We start from the raw sequence: 20,563 nt of genomic DNA on the forward strand, positions 1-20,563 counted from the left end.
GTAGGTCGGCTATGCCGGGGATGATTATAATTTGGTTACGTTAGCGGCTTGTGGTCCACGTGCGCCTTCGACAATGTCGAACTCCACGTCTTGTCCTTCTTCAAGTGTTTTGAAGCCTTCTGTTTGAATTGCGGAAAAATGTACAAATACGTCGCCGCCGTCAGATGTTTCAATGAAACCATAACCTTTTTCTGCGTTAAACCATTTTACTTTACCTTGCATGCACTAACATTCCCTTCGTCATCAAATGAAGTGAAGCTCTCGCCCACATTTCCGACTATACCACCCAAAGTTATCCATTGTCAATTGGAATTGATAATGTTTTCATGTATAGTTATTCCATATATAATACAATGGGTAAATAGTCAATAACTTTGTTCCTTGAACGATTAGAACTTGGACTAAAGTAGACTTACTAATCATGTTTTAAACTATATTTTAGTGCCTGAAACAATAAATTGATAGATTTTTTTGTATAGGTCTTTTTTTCATTTAAACTCAATTAGTAGCTTTACAAATGTAAAAAAAGCTCTCGTCCACACAATATAACGTGTTGGGCAAGAGCTTTTTAAATTTATTTCCTACGATCCATTAGAAAGCTATCAGGCGTATAGTTAGTTTCATAAGCATTACGTTGCGATTTGGCTATATTTCTTTGGACAAGCCAATTTTGGGCTTCCTGTTTTAGCGATTGCATATGCTGATCAATTATTGCATCATGGCTTAGAATAGACTCTAATTTCTGTTTTTGCTCTGCTGTCATGGGCGTATTTATCAAGACACTCAGCAGTTTATTCACCTTCATTTGACGAACTTCGACAAAAATCTCAATTTCCTCGTAATTTGTCTCATTCAGTCGAAGTATGAATTGTTGGGTTAGTTGCTCTAATTGAGATAAAGCGTCATTTATCATAGCTTACTGTTCCGTTGACAATGACATACCTACCGTCAGCTTGTTCACTGCAATCCAAGTTTCACGCAATTCTTGCAGATAACCCAGAACTTCTTCACCTGACTCAATCTTTTTCTTGATATTGGTTTGAACTAATAAATAGTTCATATACTCATATAAAGCATATAAATTTTTGGAAATGTCATACGAGTAGTTTAACGTGGACATTAGCTCACTAATAATGGTTTGAGCTTTGACCAAGTTTATGTTGGTCTTAGCAATATCATTGGATGATATCCCATCAAGCCCAGCCTTTACAAAGCGAATGGCACCATCATATAACATAATAATGAGCTGCCCCGGAGTAGAGGTCTGCACCGAAGACTGTTTATATTTTTCATAAGGAGATGAGATCAAACGAATCACCCTTTTCTAGACTATTGTAAAAAGCTTGTCAAACTGGACGACTGCGACTGATACTTGCTCATAGCCGATTCCATAGCCGAAAACTGCTTGTAATAGCGTGTTTCAGCATCAGCAAGTTTTTTGGTCATCTCTGTAATATCGCTATTATAGTTCTTAAGCTGCTTTCCCATTATACTGTCTGCCTTTAAGGTCATACTAGCGTCTGTATCGAATTTTGATGTACCTGCTTTTTTTACAAACATGTCTAACGTAGTATCAAGCTTACTTCTTAATTCGCTAAAGAGAGGCTTGCTGTTTATATCATCAGATGACCCTTTGAAAATATTCAAAACCTTATCGGGATCTGCCGTCAAAGCAGCCTTCAGCTTCTCTTCATTAATTTGTAATTTACCATTCTCATAATATTGGCCTGTAGTAATACCAACCGAACTTAAATCACCTAATTTACTGGAAATAATCATTCGCATAGAAGACACAGCAGAACTTACTATGGAATCATTTTTCAGAAGACCACTTTTCGCCTTTTCTTCCCACTGCTTAATTTCATCTTCCTTCATGTCTTTCCTTTGATCGGCTGTCAGTGGAGGGAAATCGCGATACTTTTGTTCACTTAGTTTCTTATTAAATGTACTTAATAGGTCATTATAAGCATCCACAAAAGATTTAATGGTCTCCATAGCTTTTGTTGGATCTGATTGGGTTGTTATTTGGGCTGGTCCAGTGGTTCCCGTGGTCTCTAACAGAGTCAGTGACACTCCATTAACAACAAGGGAGTTCTTATCAGGATTATAAGTTTTAGAACTCGAATCCGCGGTATTCGTTACTATAACTTCCCCTTTTTCAGCCGCCTTTACATCTGAAGAGCTAATTTGGAATAAGTCCATAAGCGTACTGCTTTTAACCTGCTTATCCGCACCTGTTAATTTAATATTATTGCTATCCCCATAGTCTTTAGCTGTAATGGAGAACTTGCCGCTGATTTCATCAAAGGTTGCTGTTACGTTCGCCCCTTCTGAATTGATACGGGCCATCACTGCAGATATTGTATCGGTTTTAAGAAAAGTGATTGTTTTGTCATTGATATTTAACTCATAAGTATCTGACGCACTCCCACCTGCAATTTGCTCCAATGTAGTATTTTTAGTAGCATCTGCCGTACTGCTTCCGGCAGTACGTAGGCCTGTAGAGGTCTGCATATTGGACTTTGTTGCTAACTTGTTAACGACTACAGACATAGGTGTAGAACTAGCATCAGCATTAGCTTCCGCTTTAATAGCCGTTGTATTACCAGTTAACGTTGCTTTCTGAGTGTTCATTGCCTCTGACTTACTCATGCTGGATAGTTTGTCTCTAAATTGTACGATTTTAGTATTTAATTCACGATAGCTATCACGCGTCCACTCTAATGTCTGCTTCTGCTGATTCAGCTTGTTTAATGGAGACTTCTTCGCAGTCATTAATGAGGTGACCATACTGTCTATATCCATTCCTGAGAAACCGTTTATACGCATTTCATTTCCTCCTTATACTTTTTCATCGATAAGAATCCCTGCAATTTCCATCATCTTTGCTACTAAATCAAGGGTCTTTTCAGGAGGAATCTCTCGAATCAATTCCCCGGTGTCTTTATTGAGAACTTTGACCAAGATCTGATGTGTTTTTTCATGCACACTCATTTCTAACGTGGTTGTAGGTCCCTGAAGAGCTTTAACAGCTCTATCTATTGCCTTAATAAGTTGCTCATCCCCCATGGAGAATGAAACTCCCTGCCTTTCAAGCTTGCTTAATTCTGATCCATTTCTCACGGCCTGTATTTGCTGGCTATCCTGATTTGCTATAGCATCGCTATGTTGGCTTACGCCATTTGCTTTGCCACTCACCGCATTCGTCGAAAGAGAGAATTGCAGATTCATCTTACAACCTCCGATGGGATTATTTATTATATTTATCGGTTCCCAATGCATGAGTTTGAATAGAATGATTAAAATTGATTACCTCTATACATGTCGGTCATTGAAACTGCAAACTTTCATTTCTGACATATAAAATAAAGGTAACCCCCCCAAAAAAATGTCCGCTTGAGGGTTCTACCTTTATTTCATATGAAAACTAAAGAAGTAATGGCCATTTGTATAGATTAGTTTCATACTGTGCAATATAATTTTCTTTTATCCATCCAAACAATCTGCTTCATATTCAGCAATTTGCCGCTCACACAGTTCCTTTATATCTCTGCCTTGCAAATAACCAGCAACCCATTGAATAGTAGCCTCCAATGCTCTATCCAACTGCCACCTTGGAGCCCAATTAAGCTCCTTCAACGCCTTGGAGCAGTCCAGCTTGAGCATATTTGCTTCATGCATATGATCCTGTCTTATTACCTGATACCCAGGATGCTCATAAGGCCATTTGCTGAGCATCTGTTCGACTATCCATTCAACTGACCTAGCATCGCCGTCTCGCGGTCCAAAATTCCAGGCTTGAGCAAAATCGTCGCCGCCTTCTAAGTATAAGTTTTGGCAAAGCAGTAGATATCCCGATAAGGGCTCAAGCACATGTTGCCAAGGGCGGATAGCCTCAGGATTTCGTATTTGAATCTGCCTTCCACTCCTCAATGAGTTAACCAAATCAGGAATTAATCGATCTTCTGCCCAATCACCTCCACCGATCACATTGCCGGCTCTTGCCGTTGCCACTCTTATCTCGGATGATTGAAAAAAGGATCGACGATATGCTGAGGTAACCAGCTCCGAACAAGCTTTGCTACTAGAATATGGATCATGTCCACCCAGAGTATCAACCTCCCGGTATCCCCACTGCCATTCCTGATTCTCATAACATTTGTCCGTTGTAACATTTAATATAACACGTACCGAAGGACAACTACGTGCAGCCTCCATTACATTAACTGTACCCATTACATTTGTGGCGTATGTGTCGACAGGACTTTCATATGATCTTCTAACCAGGGGTTGTGCTGCCATATGAATAATGATCTCAGGGTTTGCCTTCTGCATGGATTGTTTAAGCTTTTCAAAGTCTGTTACATTCCCATCTGTTATAGACTCGACCAGAACATCCCCTATATTACCTAAATCAAATAAAGATGGAGTTGAGGGGATATCCACAGAATAACCTGTAATATGTGCACCCATACTATGAAGCCATAGGCTAAGCCAACCTCCTTTGAATCCTGTATGACCAGTGAGAAATACACTTTTTCCAAACCAAAAGTTACGATTTACAATACCCGTTTTCCCCATACAAGCTTCTCTACTTTCATATAGATTCATTTCCAATGTAGCTCATTTGATATATTTCATACGTACTATTCAATAAGGACTTCAGGTAATTCACTTCATTTTCTCTTCCATTACCCAAAAACTGAGCTATGTTCTCAACCATTTGGTCACTCTCAGGATTACGTTGTGGAGCATAATTCACAATTGAATAAAGTTCAAAACCATTAATTCTTGCTTGTGCACAAACCATATCTCGAATGTAGATTTTACGATCATGAACTGAATTTGACGAATTCAACATTTCATACAATGACTCGATACTAATAATGTTGTTAACCGTGAAGACCAACTTACCATTAGCATTCATTGTGTGAGAAAGGCTATAAAAGATTGTTTGCAGATTATCTGAATAACAATCCAGTGGTTTTTCAATGTATACTAAGTCAATACTTTTTTTCATAACTTCTGGTAGCTGGTTTAAACTATCGAGTGGAAATACTTGTTCTGCAATACTACTAACATCCACATCATACTTCCGCTCTGTTGTACTAACAGATAACTTTGGCTTTTTTCCATGTAATGACCAAATACGATTTTTTATTTGCAATAAAGTAGCTCCGCACTTTACATCAATACCTAGAATTGAATTCACCCCGGACAGAAGATTAGCCTCTATATCTAGGTATGTCGAACTCATACGCGCGTCCACCCAAGCGTCAAGTCCATATTTTTCTTTGAATGTTTCCCGACCTTCTTCAAGAGAATTGGTCTGATGGTCAGTTACCGTAGTCAGACTACCGTAATGATGCGTTACTGTATCTCCACAATATATGAGCTTATAACCAGCACGTCTAATTCTAAAACTTATATCATCATCCAGAAATTCACCACGGAAAAAGCGAGTATCGTAATATCCTATCCTGTTTAGAAGTGCTGTTGGACAACATAAAACGTTAGGTAGTAATACCACGCGTTCTTCCCATTTAGAGGGATCGCTTACATTGTACTCTTTAGCTTTTTCTTGAAAATCCTCTTTGGATATAAACGGAATAGAAATCTGCTGCAAGTTAGAAATAGAGGTTGCTCCTGGAGAGACAAATCCGATTTGATCATCTGATTCAATGCAAATAATTAAGTTTTCCAACCAATTTGGAGTAAAAATAAAGTCGTTACATACAGCTGCAGAGTATTTCCCTTCTGCTGCCATCAGGCCCATGTTAAATCCTTTAACAAGATGTATATTATATTTTAAGTGGATAACTTTCGCACCTGGAATAGAATCAAAATACTCTTTAGTTCCATCTGTAGATCCGTTATCTACTAAAATCAATTCATAATCTACATTATTAGTATTCATTAAAATGCTCTCCACACAATCTCTCGTATAATTGAGATTATTGTATGCTAATAAAACGATACTAACTTTACAGAGTGAATTCGCACCTTTTGCAGAAATATCATCATGATCCACGACTCCTATTTCAGGATAGAACCGCGGATAATCTCGTTTGCTAACCAAATCCTCTGCAATGTAGGCAATCTCAAACTCCAATATTCTATACAATGAACTAAAATGGAAGCGAAAATCATATAAAAATAGTCCCACATTATCATGAGTTGCATTCTCTTTAAGCTCATTGATATAAAATAGAATATTAGCATTAATTTCCTTCACGCGGTTAGGTATAGATAATGTAGCAGTGAAACTCTCCACCACACTCAGTAATTCTGACAGATCATCCAGTATTGCAAGATCCGAGATATTTAATTCACCACTTTGAATACAATTTTCCAAATGCCTGATTCCTTCATGTCCAGCTTGCAAAGACTGAAGGAGTTGAGTAGCTGTATAATTATCCATCTTACTCTCCCTTTTGTAACAAAACTGAAACTCCATCGGTATTCATATCAAAGTCTCCCCAACTTTCATCCTTCTTTGAAATAATTAAACGCTCGCTCTCAGGCCAATTTATTCCAAACACTTGATCATTCCAACGAACCCCAGACTCATGGGAGGGAGTATGATTTTCACTCATCAAATAGTGGATTATTGTATTATCTGTCATTGTTTGATAACCATGTGCAAATCCTTTGGGTATATATAAAGATAAGCAATTTTTATCAGATAGCGTTAGACCATACCACTTTCCAAACGTAGAGCTTTCACGATTAAGGTCTATAATAACGTCATAGATTGCGCCATTAAAACAAGTAACAATTTTATCTTCACAATAAGGAGGTAATTGAAAGTGCATACCTCTAAGAGTCCCAGCATTCTCATTAAATGTCACGTTAGATTGAGTCATTTCAAAAGAAATCCCACAGCTTATCATTGTCTCTTTACAAAAACTTCTAGCAAAGTACCCCCGATTGTCTTTAATAGGCTCTAGTTCAATTACTGCTGCTTGGTTCAAAGGTGTAGAATGAATTAACATCAATATCCCCCTATAATGTGCCACAAGCTATTTAATAACAAGTCTGTTCATGGTTAACAAACTTTTGCAGTGAAGTTAACCCAGTCAAAAATACGTTTTCCATTCGTACCTTCAACCAAATCGATATTCAACCTATTATATTTGAGTATTCCTTTATATCAATACGTAAGAAGGGCCTTCAGCATCTCATTCACAAATATTTCTATATTATCTTCCGGTAAAATTTCTAAATCGTTATATAAACTTGTAAATTGGAATTGAACGACCTGGTCATCTCCTTCTGGGCGAATGATCTGTACAGGAAGATTAAATTTTTCCAAAGCAACTTTTTGAACAAGATTTGCATAATGTAAGATGCTCATAGTTTCCTTTCCATAAGCATGTATAACACGATCAACCGGTTTTTTCTCTAGTGTCCATAGTATTTTTTTACACACATCAGAAATGCCTACAAAATTACGAATCTGATTACCTGGAGTTAAAAGGGTTATTCGTTGTTGCTCTACTGCTTCCTTACAAAACAGAAAAGGTACCAAATTCCATCTCTTGAATTTCCCTAAATTTGCCGGGACTCCAAAAAGATTAGAAGGACGGACTATCCATGCATTGATCTGTTTGTTACGATCAAACATTCTGACAGTTTGTTCAGCTGTATAATGTGCAAGTCCGTAATCATTACTTGGCGTGACATAGGAATCCTCTCTTAATAGTCCACTTTGCTTGCCAAAAACATGAAAACTGGAGATATATATAAAGTCACGAATGTTATTATTCTTACAGAAATCGATTGCTGCATGTATTCCAGCTGCATTTTCTGATAAGGCCCGATAAGGATCATGTCTGTAAAGATCTTCAGTTGGTGAAACCGTGTGTATCATCGCATCAATACCATGATAATTTAAGACAGATACCTTGGATGGAATTGAGAAATCCATCATAATATCTCCATCCGAGTCCCGTGTGGCCGTGATAACTTTGTAATTATTGGATCTTAGTAACTGTGCTATGTGAAGGCCTATATAACCACTTGCACCACTGATTAAGACTGTCCTCACTTTTAGAGACCATCTCCATTCGGTATGATTGGGACATTGAAAAACGATTGCACCCAAGATGTGCTAGACTTTTTAACATAATGTTGCCCAGTATCGATATGACGATAATACAACGACCTACTCTTCAAATCTTTATTTCTTAGCAAAGCCTGGTTTCCAATTGTAACCAGATCCCCTACAGTACAATCACCTATAATCGATGACTGAGGAGCCAAAATAACTCCTTTTCCTAGCTTAGGATAGATTCCATTAACGGCACCTACAGTAGATCCTTGATAACACACAAAAAAATCACTGTAGGATGCTTTGCCTAATACAGCACCACCATGTACAATGAGAAAAATGTTTGGCATCCCCGCATCATACATGCATAATACACCATTTAAAGTCTTATTTAGATTAAAAAGCTTGGATGCCAGTTCAGTATCTTCATATCTCTTCCATACCGAGTTGGATAAAAACCATAAAAACAAAGTATACTGATCTGAATGCAGATGAGAGAAAAATGTAGTCCCTTTGCGATGATATGCTTGTAAAGCTACATGCTGAAAGCAATACTCCGTACGTTCAAGCGCTTGATTAAATGATTGGTTGAATAATGTATCTTTACGCAATAAACGATTATCTGGATAAAAATTATTTAACTGCTGAAAAACATAATTTTGCAGATCATCTGTGCTTAAAGTTATTTTAAACATATTCCACTCCATAGATTACGTTTTATGAATCCGACCATACTTTCCAGGGAGCCTTCTGTTTTTCCCAAAGCTCATCAAGGATAATCTTTTCACGTATAGTATCCATAGGCTGCCAGAAGCTGTGGTGTCTATAAACGTTCAATTCCCCATCACGTGCCAGGTTTTGCAAAGGTTCTTGCTCCAAAATTGTTTTCTCAGTATCTTGTATATAATTGAATACTTCAGGCTGGCAAACCATAAACCCGCCATTAATCCAGCCTCCATCCCCTTTTACTTTTTCCGTAAAACCTGTAACGGACTCACCCTCCAATTCAAGTCGACCAAATCTTCCATCTGGTTGTACGCCAGTAATCGTAGCCAATTTGCCACCTTCTTTATGGCACTTTACCAGCTTCCCAATATTAATATCTGCCAAACCATCGCCATAGGTGAGCATAAATGAATTGTTCCCCACATAAGGTTCAATACGCTTTATACGACTGCCAGTCATTGTATTTAAACCCGTTTCAACCAAAGTGACTTTCCATGGTTCCACTGAATTTTGATGAACTTCTACAGTGTTTCCAGAGCCAGAAGAGAAGTCATAGGTAATTGCCTCTGACATATGTCGATAATAATTGGCAAAATACTCTTTAATAATATAACCTTTATAACCCAAACAGATAATGAATTCATTATATCCATAATAAGAATAGGTCTTCATGATATGCCACAGTATTGGCGCATCACCGATTTCAATCATAGGCTTAGGTCTTATATAGGATTCTTCGCTAATTCGTGTTCCTCTGCCCCCTGCCAAAATAACAACTTTCACCTCTACTCACTTCCCTATCTGATATTCAAACACAATGACCTCACCAAATCACATATAAAAATGGTTACATTCCACTTTCAGTGAAACATTCTACCCAGACATTAAAACTTTCGATAACTCTTGATTCCAGCACAGAAAGTGCTTGTGGAAAATCCCTATCATACGCAATTCGAAAATCCAGAAGAGAATTTTTTAACACATTAGTATTAATTTTCAAGTCTTTGTTATTATATTTCTCGCAAAGCGGGATTATTTCTTTCTCCAGTTGATTTGCTGCCTGCACTGTACCAAAGATAAGTGTTTGAATTGTTTCTGATTTCCCCTCTGAAATGTTATTATATATAAATTGGATAGCTTCCTTCATAGTTTCAACCAGCTGTACAATACCTTCTCGATCATAGTCAAACTCAGAAGTCATTTTTAATAACATATCTTTGTCTTCTTGAGTTATTCTCTTATACCAGACGAGACTTTGATTGAACCGATTATAGGATCTGCCGAAAATATCATCCAAGGCTTTAATTACTCCTGTATGATAACCCTCTATACCGTCTAAATGCTTGTTGTCACCATGCAAAAGATGAGGAGGAAGTTCATCTGCATAACACTCACAATCATGCCCCATTAATAGTCCGCCGACTTTAATTTTTCTTATTCCTTTGATTATATCCTGATAAACATAGTCATACGTATGGTTAGCGTCCACAAAAATAATATCAAAATAATCATCCTGTAGAATGTCCATGCCCACCGTTGAATCGCACACAATAGGCTTTATATTATCATAAACACCGGCATATCTCATTACGCTCTTAAAATGTTCAAACGCATTTTCATAATTTGCAATATTATGGCTTGTTGTATCCGGGCTACCCTGCCACGTATCCATACAGAATAAGATATTACTATCTGAGAACGTTTTGAGACTATTTGCAAAGAAATAACTTGAACATCCGAACCAACTTCCTACCTCTAGAGCCCTGATCTCAGTATGTTTCCCCGCCATTAATTCGTTGTATATAAGACTTGTAAGTGCCACGATATCAATCATCGTAGTTTCGCCGTAAGTATACTTTTGTATAGTTGAATAGTTTTCTAGCATGTGAATGTATTCTTGTAACAGCTTTGGCGAACTTATCGTTGTAAGGTTATTGTGAATCCCACCGAAATGTAGAACAGTTTCCGAAACATTATTTTGTGTATTTATTAACTTCACTTCATCATTTTGAAATGTTATTTCGATCACTGGAATTCCCCCATTAATTTAGATGTAATAAAAGATCAAGCTTATGGCATATATTAGTCCAATTAAAATTAGTTTCTGCGAAATTTTGAATTTCACAACATGTATGCTCCAATCTTATATTGTCATTACAAACCTCCATTAATATTTCAGATAATCTATAAGGATCATCTATAGGAAAAAGGGTTCCAAGTGTGCTTTCATTGGTAATATCAAAAGCCGGGTCAATTTCGGTAGAAACGATAAAGCAACCGTTATTAGCAGCTTCCGTGAAAACTAACGGGAACCCTTCGTATCTCGAAGTCAAACAAAAAATTTTAGCTTTTCTGTATTCATTTTCGATAATTTTCCTATTTTCTATTGGACCAACTAATTCAACCCTGTCTCTAAGCTCAGGATTTTCATTGAAAAACTCATGAGTATATTGAATGAAATGTTCCTCAACATTTCCTACAAGTTTAAGCCTCCAGTCAGGAATTTCTGAAGCAACTAATTTAAACGCTTCTAACATAGTTTCATTAGCTTTTTGGTGAGTTCCAATTCTCCCGACTGTTAAAATAACGTTTTCCTTTTCATTAAAATTCACGCTTGGACTTGAATGAAAATTATAAAATCCATTTGGAACATACTCTATTTTTAAGGGCCACTTTTTGTTTAAATAATGGTATAGTTTCTTACTTTCAACGCTGATTACATCGCATTTTTTAAGCGTCTCAAATAGATTATCCGTTAAATCAATGCTATTCATCCAATATATATTGGCGTCTAGCTTTAAATAGATTTTCCCCTTCGGATTTATACTTTTGTATTTCTCCATCCAACTTAACGTAAATGGATAAATTCCCATTAAGAATAATATATCAATCTCTTCTGCTCGTTGTGAAAGATAATCATTACCATCTGTTAAGATGTCTCCTCTATTTTCAACAGAATCGATTTTCAAGCCCTTTACTTCATCGTCTATATAAGGAAAATCCTCAATGCCATAACATGCTATTACAGAATCATAATCATGATATTTATGAAGAATAAACGGTATCATCCCCAGATCCTTAGTGAGATGAACATTTAAACATTCTGGCCACAGGGCTACCAAACGAGGCTTATTTTCTAACGTGAAATTTCCCATGTATACTCCTTATTTTGAGCATTCTATTATTTATTAAAAATTCTGTTTAGACCATGCACATAATGGGAACTTACGATTTATTTGAGTTAGGAGAGAATTCTTTGCAATTTGATCATCCACTCTTTCATATAACTCGTAAGCTCTCTCATAAGCCACATAATCATCACTAACTTCAAGTAATTTTGTATAAAAAAGCTGTGCATCTTGATAATATTCAGAACTAAGGCAGACATCACCCAGCATCTTAATAATACTTATGTTCCTTGGATGTTGTTCAAACAGTTTAACTAATAGATCAATGGCTATCTCGTTAAAACCATAACTCACAAGGTGCTCACAGACTTTAACCTTCACATTAACACTTCCTTGCCACAAATAATTCAATAACTTTTCAAATGTCTCGAACTCTTGTAATCGAATTAAATGCATCAGTACCCTTTCTAGTATATACTCTAAATGTGGTGTTAACTTAGCATCTCCTGAAGGTTCATCCATTATGATTTTGTATAGTTTTTTTTGTTCCTTTTGACTTAGATTAAGTAGTGTTTGGGCCCTTCCAAATAGAGTTTTATCTTTGAGAATCATCGATAATAATAAAATGTCCTCTCCGTTTTGCTCATCCATACCTTCTATTTCCAACCACAAGGCTTGTGCTCCATCATAATCCCTAGCATATTGTTGTGCAGTAGCCATTACATTATCTTGAACAGTCACGTTATACTCTGTCAGATATCTTTGCAAGAGGGGGTGTCTCAATTGATACATCACTTCTAACATTTTTTCCAGCTGACCACTATTTGATATCGGATACAACTGGTTTGTACTTACGAATACTTCTTCTAATGGAACATTTGCTTTCTCTATGATTTTAAAATATTTCCCCATAATCGGCGCAAAGTCATTTTTCAGCTTAAAAGCTTCTAAAATATGTTCATAACTCTTCGTCAAATCATTTTGCAGTTCATACCATTCTGCTAATCTAAAGTGTGCTATATAACTCCCATGACCTTCCGTAACGGTAATGCCTTGATCACCGATATCAAGACATTTTGTCATCGTATCTATAGCATCTCTATAGTGATTTATTTCCATATAGTAAAGTGCTTGTAGATGAAGCAGGTCTACCTCTGTAGGATGAACCACTACAGCTTCTTGCAAAATTTGTAAAGCTTCATTATACCTTTCCATTTCCCCTAAGCTTCGACATAAAGTAATGATCAAATCTGAAGCGATTGTTAAGTTTTTACTCATTGGGTAAGCCCTCTTCAGAAAGGTTATTGCTTTTTCATATTTCCCAACCCACATATAGGTTCTTCCCATATTAAATAGGTTATACACCGTTGGGTTTTCTTCAACTTCCTTCAACATAAGAGGGAGATTTCTTTTGGCTTTTTCCCTTCCCTCCATCATTTCATTTGTATAGCCAGTATGCATAATAACAAGTCCAGCTTGTCCACTTATCAAATTACGTTCTTCGTCCATAATATTCAAATGTTCATGAAGGCGGTTCTGATAATATAGGTCTTTACTATTTGAAAAAATTCGGATCGCCAAATGGTTTAAAGCACGTTCAAATGACATAATATTGTGTATTTTTGTGAAATAGTAGTCTGCACCTGAGGTAATTTCCTTTTGTAAATCAGCAGATTCTTCTAGATACTCGTCTGCGTCTAACACTAAAATATAGTCGGTAGTGGCAAATTTAATAGATTCATTTCTAGCAGCTGCAAAATTATTATTCCAATCCATATGATGTACATCATTAGTATATTCTTTAGCGATATTAACGGTTTCATCTGTTGAACCTGTATCTACAATTACAATTTGATCTACTTTGTTCTTTACGCTATCAAGACACCTTCTAAGATGCTCTTGCTCGTTTTTTACAATCATACATAACGCAATTGTTTTCATCATGTATTCCTCTCATTTCGCATTTACGAATCAGTTAGTATATATATCGGTTAATTGATAATTATAAGTTAGATTCGACTTATAAAATATGAAGGTAACAATAATTCCATATATGTAAAATATATTTTTAAAATCCAATAATCACACAGTCCCCTTCTCCAGCCGTACATCAGGTTTGCCGCTATAACCTTTCCAATGTTCGTAATCATGGCATGCAGATTACAATTGGTGGTTTCAATCTGTATTGACGAGTAAATATATCTTATCTTGGACAGTTGAACTCCTCCACTTTTCCCTTGTATCACAATGGCTATCACGCTCACGATAAATCAGTAAATAAATTAAGAAGGAGCAACAAAAGCAAAATTTAGCACAGAACTCAATCATGATAATACGTATGATGCCATCGAAAAATGAATCCGTCTACTACTAGAGACAGTATTGTTACAGAAGGATCGGCTACAAATGAATGAATAAAATAAAAAAAGGAAGTTAGAAGTAGTGGTTTTGTAGATATTCGGAGGGGGCAGAAAAAAGTAATAAAAGTATAGATTCATGTTTGAGGTGGAAACACATTCAACAAACTTAATTACCTGAGTAACAACTTAAGTTCCCGACCAAATTATAATTAGGTCGGGACGTTGATCTTGAAGCAGGCACAGAATTTTTGTTGTTAAAGCGTAACATCGTTTAATGTGCCCTGTGAGCTTGAGCGGTTTTAAGTTCATCGAAAAATCCCTGTATGGTATGCTGACACTACCTACAACCTTTTGAATATAGGAAAGGAGGAAAAAGAGTATAAATATCACGCAATCCCACTTTATTCTAATTGTTTTAGAACACTATTTCTCCAAGTCTGCAGTAGATATCTAACTCTATTGTAGTAGAGGAACTCATATATTTTTCACCGCGTGGTCAATGACTGCTTGCTTCAATTTTATTGCAATACCGTGCAAATAAGTCTCTTGACAGAAGATATTTGACATAGACCTGTACGTGTTCTGGATTATCTTTTTTTTCATCTATAAGCTTATCCACCAAAAAAAATTTTAAAGAATATCAACTTCATATAATCTTAAATAGTTTTGGCATCAATACAGTAAACCTCTTCTATATAGAATCGTCGATTTAAAACAAGATTTAAGTTTTTAGATTTTCAGAATATCCATTCCTCACAACAAAAATTTCGATTCATATTTTACATCAGATATATTAAAGGGAATTTTCAGACACAGGGACAATGCCCGAACGTTTTGCTTGCCTTAAGTTTCCCTTATCACACCATTCGATTTCAATCGTTACATTCTTAGAAGAGACTATTAGCTGCAAAGAATAATTACCTTATATATTTATTTTCTTTCTAATACAAAGGATCTGATCTTACTCACTACATATTCAATTTTTTCCTCGGTTAATCCCGGGTATACTCCGACCAAAAAAGTATCACGCATGATTTTATCAGTGTTTTTAAGGTCACCGCTAATTCGATAATTAACATTGCTGAATGCAGGTTGACGAGTTAGATTCCCAGCAAATAGCATGCGCGTTTGGATGCGATTTGCTTCCAAATAAGAAACAATCTCATTTTTCGTAAACTTTACGCCGTCCTGCACAGTCAGAATGAAACCGAACCAACTTGGATCAGATTTTTCAGTTGCTCTTGGAAGAAGAAAGTACTCTTCCAGATCCTTCAAACCTTCATATAGCCGTTTAAAGTTATCTTTACGTGCTTGAGTGAAAGTAGGGACCTTTTTAAGTTGTTCCACTCCAATGGCCGCTTGCATCTCAGTAACACGTAGATTATAACCAATATGAGAGTAAGTGTATTTATGATCATACCCATATGGTAAAGAACCTAATTCCCAACCAAAACGCTTATTACAAGTATTATCGCAACCTGATGGGCACCAACAATCTCTTCCCCAGTCTCTAAATGATTCGATAATTGACTTTAGCAGAGCATTATTAGTATAGACTGCACCACCTTCACCCATAGTCATGTGATGGGGAGGGTAAAAGCTTGATGTACCGATATCCCCATGCGTACCTGTGAGTTTGTCATTAAATGTAGAACCAAGAGCGTCACAGTTATCTTCAATCACCCACAAATTATATTTCGTAGCAATTTCCATAACTCTATCTAATTTAAATGGATTTCCCATTGTGTGTGCAATCATAATGGCTTTTGTCTTCGGTGTGATAGCTTCTTCAATACGATCAACAATGATGTTATATGTACCTAACTCAACATCAATAAAAACAGGAATCGCACCGTTCTGAACGATTGGAGTAACTGTAGTTGGGAACCCTGCAGCTACCGTGATTACTTCATCGCCCGGTTTGATCTGACGATCTTTCAGTTTTGGGGATGTTAACGTAGAAAACGCTAAGAGGTTAGCTGAAGAACCTGAGTTAGTAAGGAGTGCGTATCTTACACCTAGAAACTCTGCATATTCTTTTTCGAATTGTTTGTTATAACGACCGGCGGTAAGCCAAAAGTCCAAGGAAGAATCCACCAAACTTCGCATTTCCTTTTCGTCATACACACGCCCACCATATGATACCGTAGAAGATTTTGAATCAAATCCTTTATTTTTATCAAGATGGAATAATTCATAATACCCTTCTACCTTAAAAAGAATATCCAAGCGTAAAACTTTCTCAAGCAAAACAGGGGATATAGTAGTTACAAGTTCTAACTTATCCATCTTGATAATAGTCCTCAAACGTATATCAAGATACAAGGACTCAGTTTCCATCGGGATTTCAAGATGGTATTTATCCGAATGATTTTCCGGATAAACGTTTGAGAGGATATATACGCTAACCTCATTAACATTAACCTCATAAATTAACGCCTTCAGACCAGCACACTTACTCTCAATTATGCTTCCGATATTCAAAATTTTACACTCCTTATTATTCACTCGACTTTTTTAAAACATTAAGCAGATCCTTTTTTACAAAAAATCTTTAGAAAGTACAGATATATTTCATTCCAACAGCGTACCGGATCAAGCTAAAATTCGCAACTATCTTCTCAAGCACTCCAACCTCTATAATTTACCTAGTACACTCTTCTTAACAGGAGCAACCTTGCTCGAAATCTTGTTTACATACTCTGTTTCTTTTACCTACATCGCCTTTTGCAGTAAAAGTTTCTGGGTTTAATCCACAGTCTAAACCTGGCGCATACTAGCCGTCTATGAAGTTCGAATTCCTCAAGGTGAAGATATTCCCTGAATTCCTTCCGATTCTACCTCGCTGTGGGTATATCCACTTTATACTAACGGATGATAATACCATTGTCATTCGAAAATTCACATTTCAGATAATCTGCACTGAGGCATAAAAAAAACTGCTGAGAATAATCTCAGCAGTTCCATTAAAAAAACGATTAACGAAGCAATTGAAGAACGGCTTGCGGTTGTTGGTTTGCTTGTGCCAACATAGCTTGGGAAGCTTGAGCAAGAATATTGTTTTTCGTTTGGTTCATCATTTCTTTAGCCATGTCTACGTCACGAACACGGGATTCAGCAGCAGACAGGTTCTCGGAAGTAGTTCCCAGGTTGTTGATTGTGTGCTCCAAACGGTTTTGGTTTGCACCCAGTTTAGCACGCTCGGAAGATACCGATTTAATAGCAGCATCCAGAGTTGAAATAGCTGCGTTAGCACCTGTTTGAGTGGAGATAGAAACAGCGGAAATGCCCAATGATGCAGCACTCATGTTTCCAATAGACAATTTAATATTTTGGTCGATGTTAGCACCAATGTGGAAAACTGCACCACTGACACCAGCGCCGTCCAGCAATTTTTTAGTATTGAATTCAGTATCTGTGGAGATACGTGTTACTTCTGTTGTCAATTCTGCTACTTCTTTTTGAAGTTCCTGACGGTCAGCATCAGTATTTGTATCATTCGCAGATTGTACAGCCAGTTCACGAACACGTTGCAGAATGCTGTGTGTTTCGTTCAATGCACCTTCAGCTGTTTGGATCAAAGAGATGCCATCTTGAGCATTTTTGGAAGCCATGTCCAAACCGCGGATTTGACCACGCATTTTTTCGGAAATTGCCAAACCAGCAGCATCGTCACCAGCACGGTTGATACGAAGACCAGAAGACAGCTTTTCGATTGCTTTGTTTGTGTTAGTAGTGTTCGCGTTCAATTGACGGTGAGTGTTCATTGCAGCGATATTGTGATTGATAATCATTTTAAATTTCCTCCCTGAAGGTAAATGTCCCACATCCATGTGGTTTATTGTTGTTACAGCTATCCGTTGAAGTCGGCCGCCCCTCCGCAATAGCTTGTACTATATATATCGACATTCTCGTCGATCTTTTAATAGCATTTTAGGATTTTTTTTATTTTTCGTTATTTTTATTTATCATCTTGCGTAAAGCATCCAAATTTAACTGCGTATGGGCAGCAGATTCACGATTGGACTCTTGAATGGATAAATAGATTTCTTTGCGAAAGATGTCCATCTGTTTGGGAGCTGAAATTCCTATACGCACTGTATCTCCCTCTACTCCGAGCACCGTCACCTCAATGTGATCCTGAATGATAATAGACTCGCCTTTCTTACGCGAAAGTACCAGCATGATTATTCACCTTCCTTTGAACGGATGGTTTCGTCTTCCTTAGTGGGCCGCAGTGAATGCTTGGTCGAATACGGAGACTGGTGCAAAACAACCTGCTTGGCTTGCCTATTATCAGGATTGAATACCAAAGGTGCCAATAAATTGATCGTTGAGTTTTCTACCTGCTCATGTACTGTTAATATGCTGCGTACGACTAAATTAGATTCAATCTCCAATTCTTCCGTTTCACTATCAGGTAATTCAAACTCATATTTAGGATAAAAAATAAAAGGATCCACTAAGACAAAAGATAGTTCTTTCTGCTGAAGGGACTGGAGATAGTAAAAGGGTGCCTCATCATGATCAAGCAACACAAACTCAGTCGTCTCCTCAAATCCCGGAATTCCTTTTTCAAATCGATATACTTCTTTTTCATTAACTTCAATGTCACCCCAAATAGATGTGGATATAATCACTAATATTCCTCCAATATTTAATCAGATATATACATTTTATTATAAAAAAAAGGCTATAGTCGGCTTGAATAACCTCTATAACCTTACTTATTTTACATCGCGACATCAATTTCAGGTGGAATATAGGCCACTGATGGATACTGCTGCATATAAATCTCCAGTTTCCCCCGGGTATACTCAATCTCTGGACGATTAACGGTAACATGCATTTCCGATACAGCAGGTGTATATGTAATATCAGGTGCACGCGTTTCAACACGAATATCGACATTATCCATAGATGCTGGCCCCCTAAATTCAGGAAGCACATGCGTTCCAGTATCCTCTCCAAAAACATTAGCTACCGTATTCCCAGGAATGTGAATATCCGCCATTCGGTTACCTTGCTCCACTTTATGCGCAAGAGCTTGTAAAAAAATCTGTGGCACCCCTGAATAAATTCGATTATTCATCTCAAGGTAATTTCCACCGTTATAGGCAGAGAAGGCTGCACTTTGATCTATGGTCAGCTGTGGCTTATACTGGTGAATTTCCAGTTGAGCACGTCGTGTCGTTAATTCCATATCTGCCGAGGGCTGTCGAATCGAATACTGCCCTGGGTCTGCATCAATGTGCAGGATAGCCGGAGTTTGCCGGATCTGAAGCGTCGGAATGATGGACATCTTTCCCCCTCCTTAGACTATCTTAAGAAATCAACTAATGATGCGGATATTATTTTAGCTCCAGCTGACAAAGAAGCATTGTAAATATTCTCTTGGATCTTGGAATTCATTAAAAGCTCAGCGTAATCCGCATCTTCCGTTTTAGACTGCAAGTCCGTTAAGTTTACTTCCAGATCGCTTAAACGGTTTTGCATTAGCTCAACGCGGTTGGATTTAGCCCCCATTTCCGACCGGACCTTCAGCATTTTGTCCATACGCGTATCAATATTGGCCAGTTGATCCCCACTTGCTTTAATATCACCACTTGCCAAAGCCGCAGATAGCTGATTAAAAATAGTAAATAAATTATCGGTATCCGCGCTTGTTCCTACGACTTCATTGCCAGTAACATTAATAGGCAAAGCTACATTTTCACCTACTATAAAATTAACATTACCTGTATCCGTAGCAATTAATGCTGCTCCAGACGTATCATGCGTATTATCAGCATTCAAAGGGAAGTCATAAGGCTTCTTGTCGTAGGTCTGACCATTGAATATATATTTTCCGTTCAATTGGCTGTTCACAACATCAATCATTTGTTCCTTAAGCTGACCAATTTCTTTGTTGATACTGTCCAGCGCAGATTGTGGATTAGTTCCCGTAGAGGCCTGTACTGTAAGTTCACGTACTCTTTGCATAATTTGGCCTGCCTGATCCATGACCGTATCATTAAAATCAAGCCAAGACACTGCGCTGTCCACATTCCGTTGGTATTGTTCATTTGAAGACAATTCAGAGCGGTACCTTAAGGAATACGTAATCCCTACAGGATCATCAGAGGGCTTGTTCAGCTTACGTCCGGTAGCCATCTGGTTCTGCGTATTATTCATACGCTCAGAATTTCGATTCAAATTCAGCAAAAGCTGTGAGCTTAGCATATTGTTAGTAACTCGCATAATTATATCCCTCCGTAATTAAATACCCTTGTATACAGACTAAGATATTTAATCCC

Annotated in this window: 20 protein-coding genes; all 20 read right to left on the reverse strand. The window is 37.3% G+C overall.

Translation table 11 applies throughout. The features are described from left to right. Window positions 1-24: 24 nt before the first annotated feature. The gene (locus NLX73_RS10465; RefSeq protein WP_013312263.1) at window positions 25-222 is read right to left on the reverse strand and encodes a cold shock domain-containing protein; all 198 of its coding nucleotides are present in this window, start codon (window positions 220-222) and stop codon (window positions 25-27) included. A gap of 352 nt (window positions 223-574) precedes the next feature. Next, on the reverse strand, window positions 575-913 hold the full coding sequence (fliT, locus tag NLX73_RS10470) for a flagellar protein FliT (protein WP_254326107.1): 339 nt from the start codon (window positions 911-913) through the stop codon (window positions 575-577). Window positions 914-916: 3 nt separating this feature from the next. Next, a complete protein-coding gene (gene fliS, locus NLX73_RS10475; protein ID WP_254326108.1) occupies window positions 917-1,309 on the reverse strand; it encodes a flagellar export chaperone FliS in 393 nt (130 codons plus the stop codon). Between the two features lie 20 nt (window positions 1,310-1,329). Beyond that, window positions 1,330-2,829: a flagellar filament capping protein FliD gene (gene fliD / locus NLX73_RS10480; RefSeq protein ID WP_254326109.1), complete on the reverse strand. Its 1,500-nt coding sequence runs from the start codon at window positions 2,827-2,829 to the stop codon at window positions 1,330-1,332. Window positions 2,830-2,841: 12 nt separating this feature from the next. Then, window positions 2,842-3,231, reverse strand: a complete 390-nt coding sequence (locus NLX73_RS10485) for a flagellar protein FlaG (RefSeq protein ID WP_165146235.1) — start codon at window positions 3,229-3,231, stop codon at window positions 2,842-2,844. A gap of 255 nt (window positions 3,232-3,486) precedes the next feature. Then, window positions 3,487-4,611, reverse strand: coding sequence for a CDP-glucose 4,6-dehydratase (rfbG, locus tag NLX73_RS10490; RefSeq protein WP_254326110.1), 1,125 nt, complete (start codon window positions 4,609-4,611; stop codon window positions 3,487-3,489). Continuing rightward, complete coding sequence (locus NLX73_RS10495) at window positions 4,598-6,421, reverse strand: glycosyltransferase family 2 protein (RefSeq protein ID WP_254326111.1); 1,824 nt, start codon at window positions 6,419-6,421, stop codon at window positions 4,598-4,600. The genes rfbG and NLX73_RS10495 overlap by 14 nt, the downstream gene beginning before the upstream one ends. A 1-nt stretch (window position 6,422) precedes the next feature. After that, window positions 6,423-6,995: a dTDP-4-dehydrorhamnose 3,5-epimerase gene (rfbC, locus tag NLX73_RS10500; RefSeq protein ID WP_254326112.1), complete on the reverse strand. Its 573-nt coding sequence runs from the start codon at window positions 6,993-6,995 to the stop codon at window positions 6,423-6,425. 158 nt (window positions 6,996-7,153) lie between these two features. After that, complete coding sequence (locus NLX73_RS10505) at window positions 7,154-8,050, reverse strand: NAD-dependent epimerase/dehydratase family protein (RefSeq protein WP_254326113.1); 897 nt, start codon at window positions 8,048-8,050, stop codon at window positions 7,154-7,156. A 2-nt stretch (window positions 8,051-8,052) separates the two neighbouring features. Further along, window positions 8,053-8,748, reverse strand: coding sequence for an LbetaH domain-containing protein (locus NLX73_RS10510; protein ID WP_254326114.1), 696 nt, complete (start codon window positions 8,746-8,748; stop codon window positions 8,053-8,055). Between the two features lie 22 nt (window positions 8,749-8,770). After that, a complete protein-coding gene (rfbF, locus tag NLX73_RS10515) occupies window positions 8,771-9,562 on the reverse strand; it encodes a glucose-1-phosphate cytidylyltransferase (protein ID WP_254326115.1) in 792 nt (263 codons plus the stop codon). Between the two features lie 64 nt (window positions 9,563-9,626). Further along, complete coding sequence (locus NLX73_RS10520) at window positions 9,627-10,808, reverse strand: class I SAM-dependent methyltransferase (protein ID WP_254326116.1); 1,182 nt, start codon at window positions 10,806-10,808, stop codon at window positions 9,627-9,629. Between the two features lie 13 nt (window positions 10,809-10,821). Then, the gene (locus tag NLX73_RS10525; protein ID WP_254326117.1) at window positions 10,822-11,934 is read right to left on the reverse strand and encodes a glycosyltransferase; all 1,113 of its coding nucleotides are present in this window, start codon (window positions 11,932-11,934) and stop codon (window positions 10,822-10,824) included. A gap of 33 nt (window positions 11,935-11,967) precedes the next feature. Further along, a complete protein-coding gene (locus NLX73_RS10530) occupies window positions 11,968-13,851 on the reverse strand; it encodes a TPR domain-containing glycosyltransferase (RefSeq protein ID WP_254326118.1) in 1,884 nt (627 codons plus the stop codon). Between the two features lie 1,346 nt (window positions 13,852-15,197). Next, a complete protein-coding gene (rfbH, locus tag NLX73_RS10535; RefSeq protein ID WP_254326119.1) occupies window positions 15,198-16,751 on the reverse strand; it encodes a lipopolysaccharide biosynthesis protein RfbH in 1,554 nt (517 codons plus the stop codon). A 494-nt stretch (window positions 16,752-17,245) separates the two neighbouring features. Next, entirely contained in the window at window positions 17,246-18,061 is an 816-nt protein-coding gene (locus tag NLX73_RS10540) for a flagellin N-terminal helical domain-containing protein (protein WP_235306493.1), read from the reverse strand. A gap of 151 nt (window positions 18,062-18,212) precedes the next feature. Next, complete coding sequence (gene csrA / locus NLX73_RS10545; protein ID WP_254326120.1) at window positions 18,213-18,452, reverse strand: carbon storage regulator CsrA; 240 nt, start codon at window positions 18,450-18,452, stop codon at window positions 18,213-18,215. Between the two features lie 2 nt (window positions 18,453-18,454). Beyond that, window positions 18,455-18,907, reverse strand: a complete 453-nt coding sequence (fliW, locus tag NLX73_RS10550) for a flagellar assembly protein FliW (protein WP_254326121.1) — start codon at window positions 18,905-18,907, stop codon at window positions 18,455-18,457. Window positions 18,908-18,999: 92 nt separating this feature from the next. Beyond that, window positions 19,000-19,569, reverse strand: a complete 570-nt coding sequence (locus NLX73_RS10555) for a DUF6470 family protein (RefSeq protein ID WP_250266803.1) — start codon at window positions 19,567-19,569, stop codon at window positions 19,000-19,002. Between the two features lie 17 nt (window positions 19,570-19,586). Further along, window positions 19,587-20,507, reverse strand: a complete 921-nt coding sequence (gene flgL / locus NLX73_RS10560) for a flagellar hook-associated protein FlgL (RefSeq protein WP_250266804.1) — start codon at window positions 20,505-20,507, stop codon at window positions 19,587-19,589. Window positions 20,508-20,563 lie beyond the last annotated feature (56 nt).

The organism is Paenibacillus sp. CH40, assembly GCF_024213605.1.
Taxonomy (GTDB): domain Bacteria; phylum Bacillota; class Bacilli; order Paenibacillales; family Paenibacillaceae; genus Paenibacillus; species Paenibacillus polymyxa_B.

What these genes read in the sequence shown, in the direction of transcription:
- flgL (WP_250266804.1), bottom strand. Translation starts at nt 20,507, where the DNA reads ATGCGAGTTACTAACAATATGCTAAGCTCACAGCTTTTGCTGAATTTG.
- csrA (WP_254326120.1), bottom strand. Translation starts at nt 18,452, where the DNA reads ATGCTGGTACTTTCGCGTAAGAAAGGCGAGTCTATTATCATTCAGGAT.
- NLX73_RS10540 (WP_235306493.1), bottom strand. Translation starts at nt 18,061, where the DNA reads ATGATTATCAATCACAATATCGCTGCAATGAACACTCACCGTCAATTG.
- NLX73_RS10495 (WP_254326111.1), bottom strand. Translation starts at nt 6,421, where the DNA reads ATGGATAATTATACAGCTACTCAACTCCTTCAGTCTTTGCAAGCTGGA.
- rfbC (WP_254326112.1), bottom strand. Translation starts at nt 6,995, where the DNA reads ATGTTAATTCATTCTACACCTTTGAACCAAGCAGCAGTAATTGAACTA.
- rfbG (WP_254326110.1), bottom strand. Translation starts at nt 4,611, where the DNA reads ATGAATCTATATGAAAGTAGAGAAGCTTGTATGGGGAAAACGGGTATT.
- NLX73_RS10485 (WP_165146235.1), bottom strand. Translation starts at nt 3,231, where the DNA reads ATGAATCTGCAATTCTCTCTTTCGACGAATGCGGTGAGTGGCAAAGCA.
- fliT (WP_254326107.1), bottom strand. Translation starts at nt 913, where the DNA reads ATGATAAATGACGCTTTATCTCAATTAGAGCAACTAACCCAACAATTC.
- NLX73_RS10530 (WP_254326118.1), bottom strand. Translation starts at nt 13,851, where the DNA reads ATGATGAAAACAATTGCGTTATGTATGATTGTAAAAAACGAGCAAGAG.
- NLX73_RS10465 (WP_013312263.1), bottom strand. Translation starts at nt 222, where the DNA reads ATGCAAGGTAAAGTAAAATGGTTTAACGCAGAAAAAGGTTATGGTTTC.
- NLX73_RS10510 (WP_254326114.1), bottom strand. Translation starts at nt 8,748, where the DNA reads ATGTTTAAAATAACTTTAAGCACAGATGATCTGCAAAATTATGTTTTT.
- NLX73_RS10555 (WP_250266803.1), bottom strand. Translation starts at nt 19,569, where the DNA reads ATGTCCATCATTCCGACGCTTCAGATCCGGCAAACTCCGGCTATCCTG.
- fliD (WP_254326109.1), bottom strand. Translation starts at nt 2,829, where the DNA reads ATGCGTATAAACGGTTTCTCAGGAATGGATATAGACAGTATGGTCACC.
- NLX73_RS10525 (WP_254326117.1), bottom strand. Translation starts at nt 11,934, where the DNA reads ATGGGAAATTTCACGTTAGAAAATAAGCCTCGTTTGGTAGCCCTGTGG.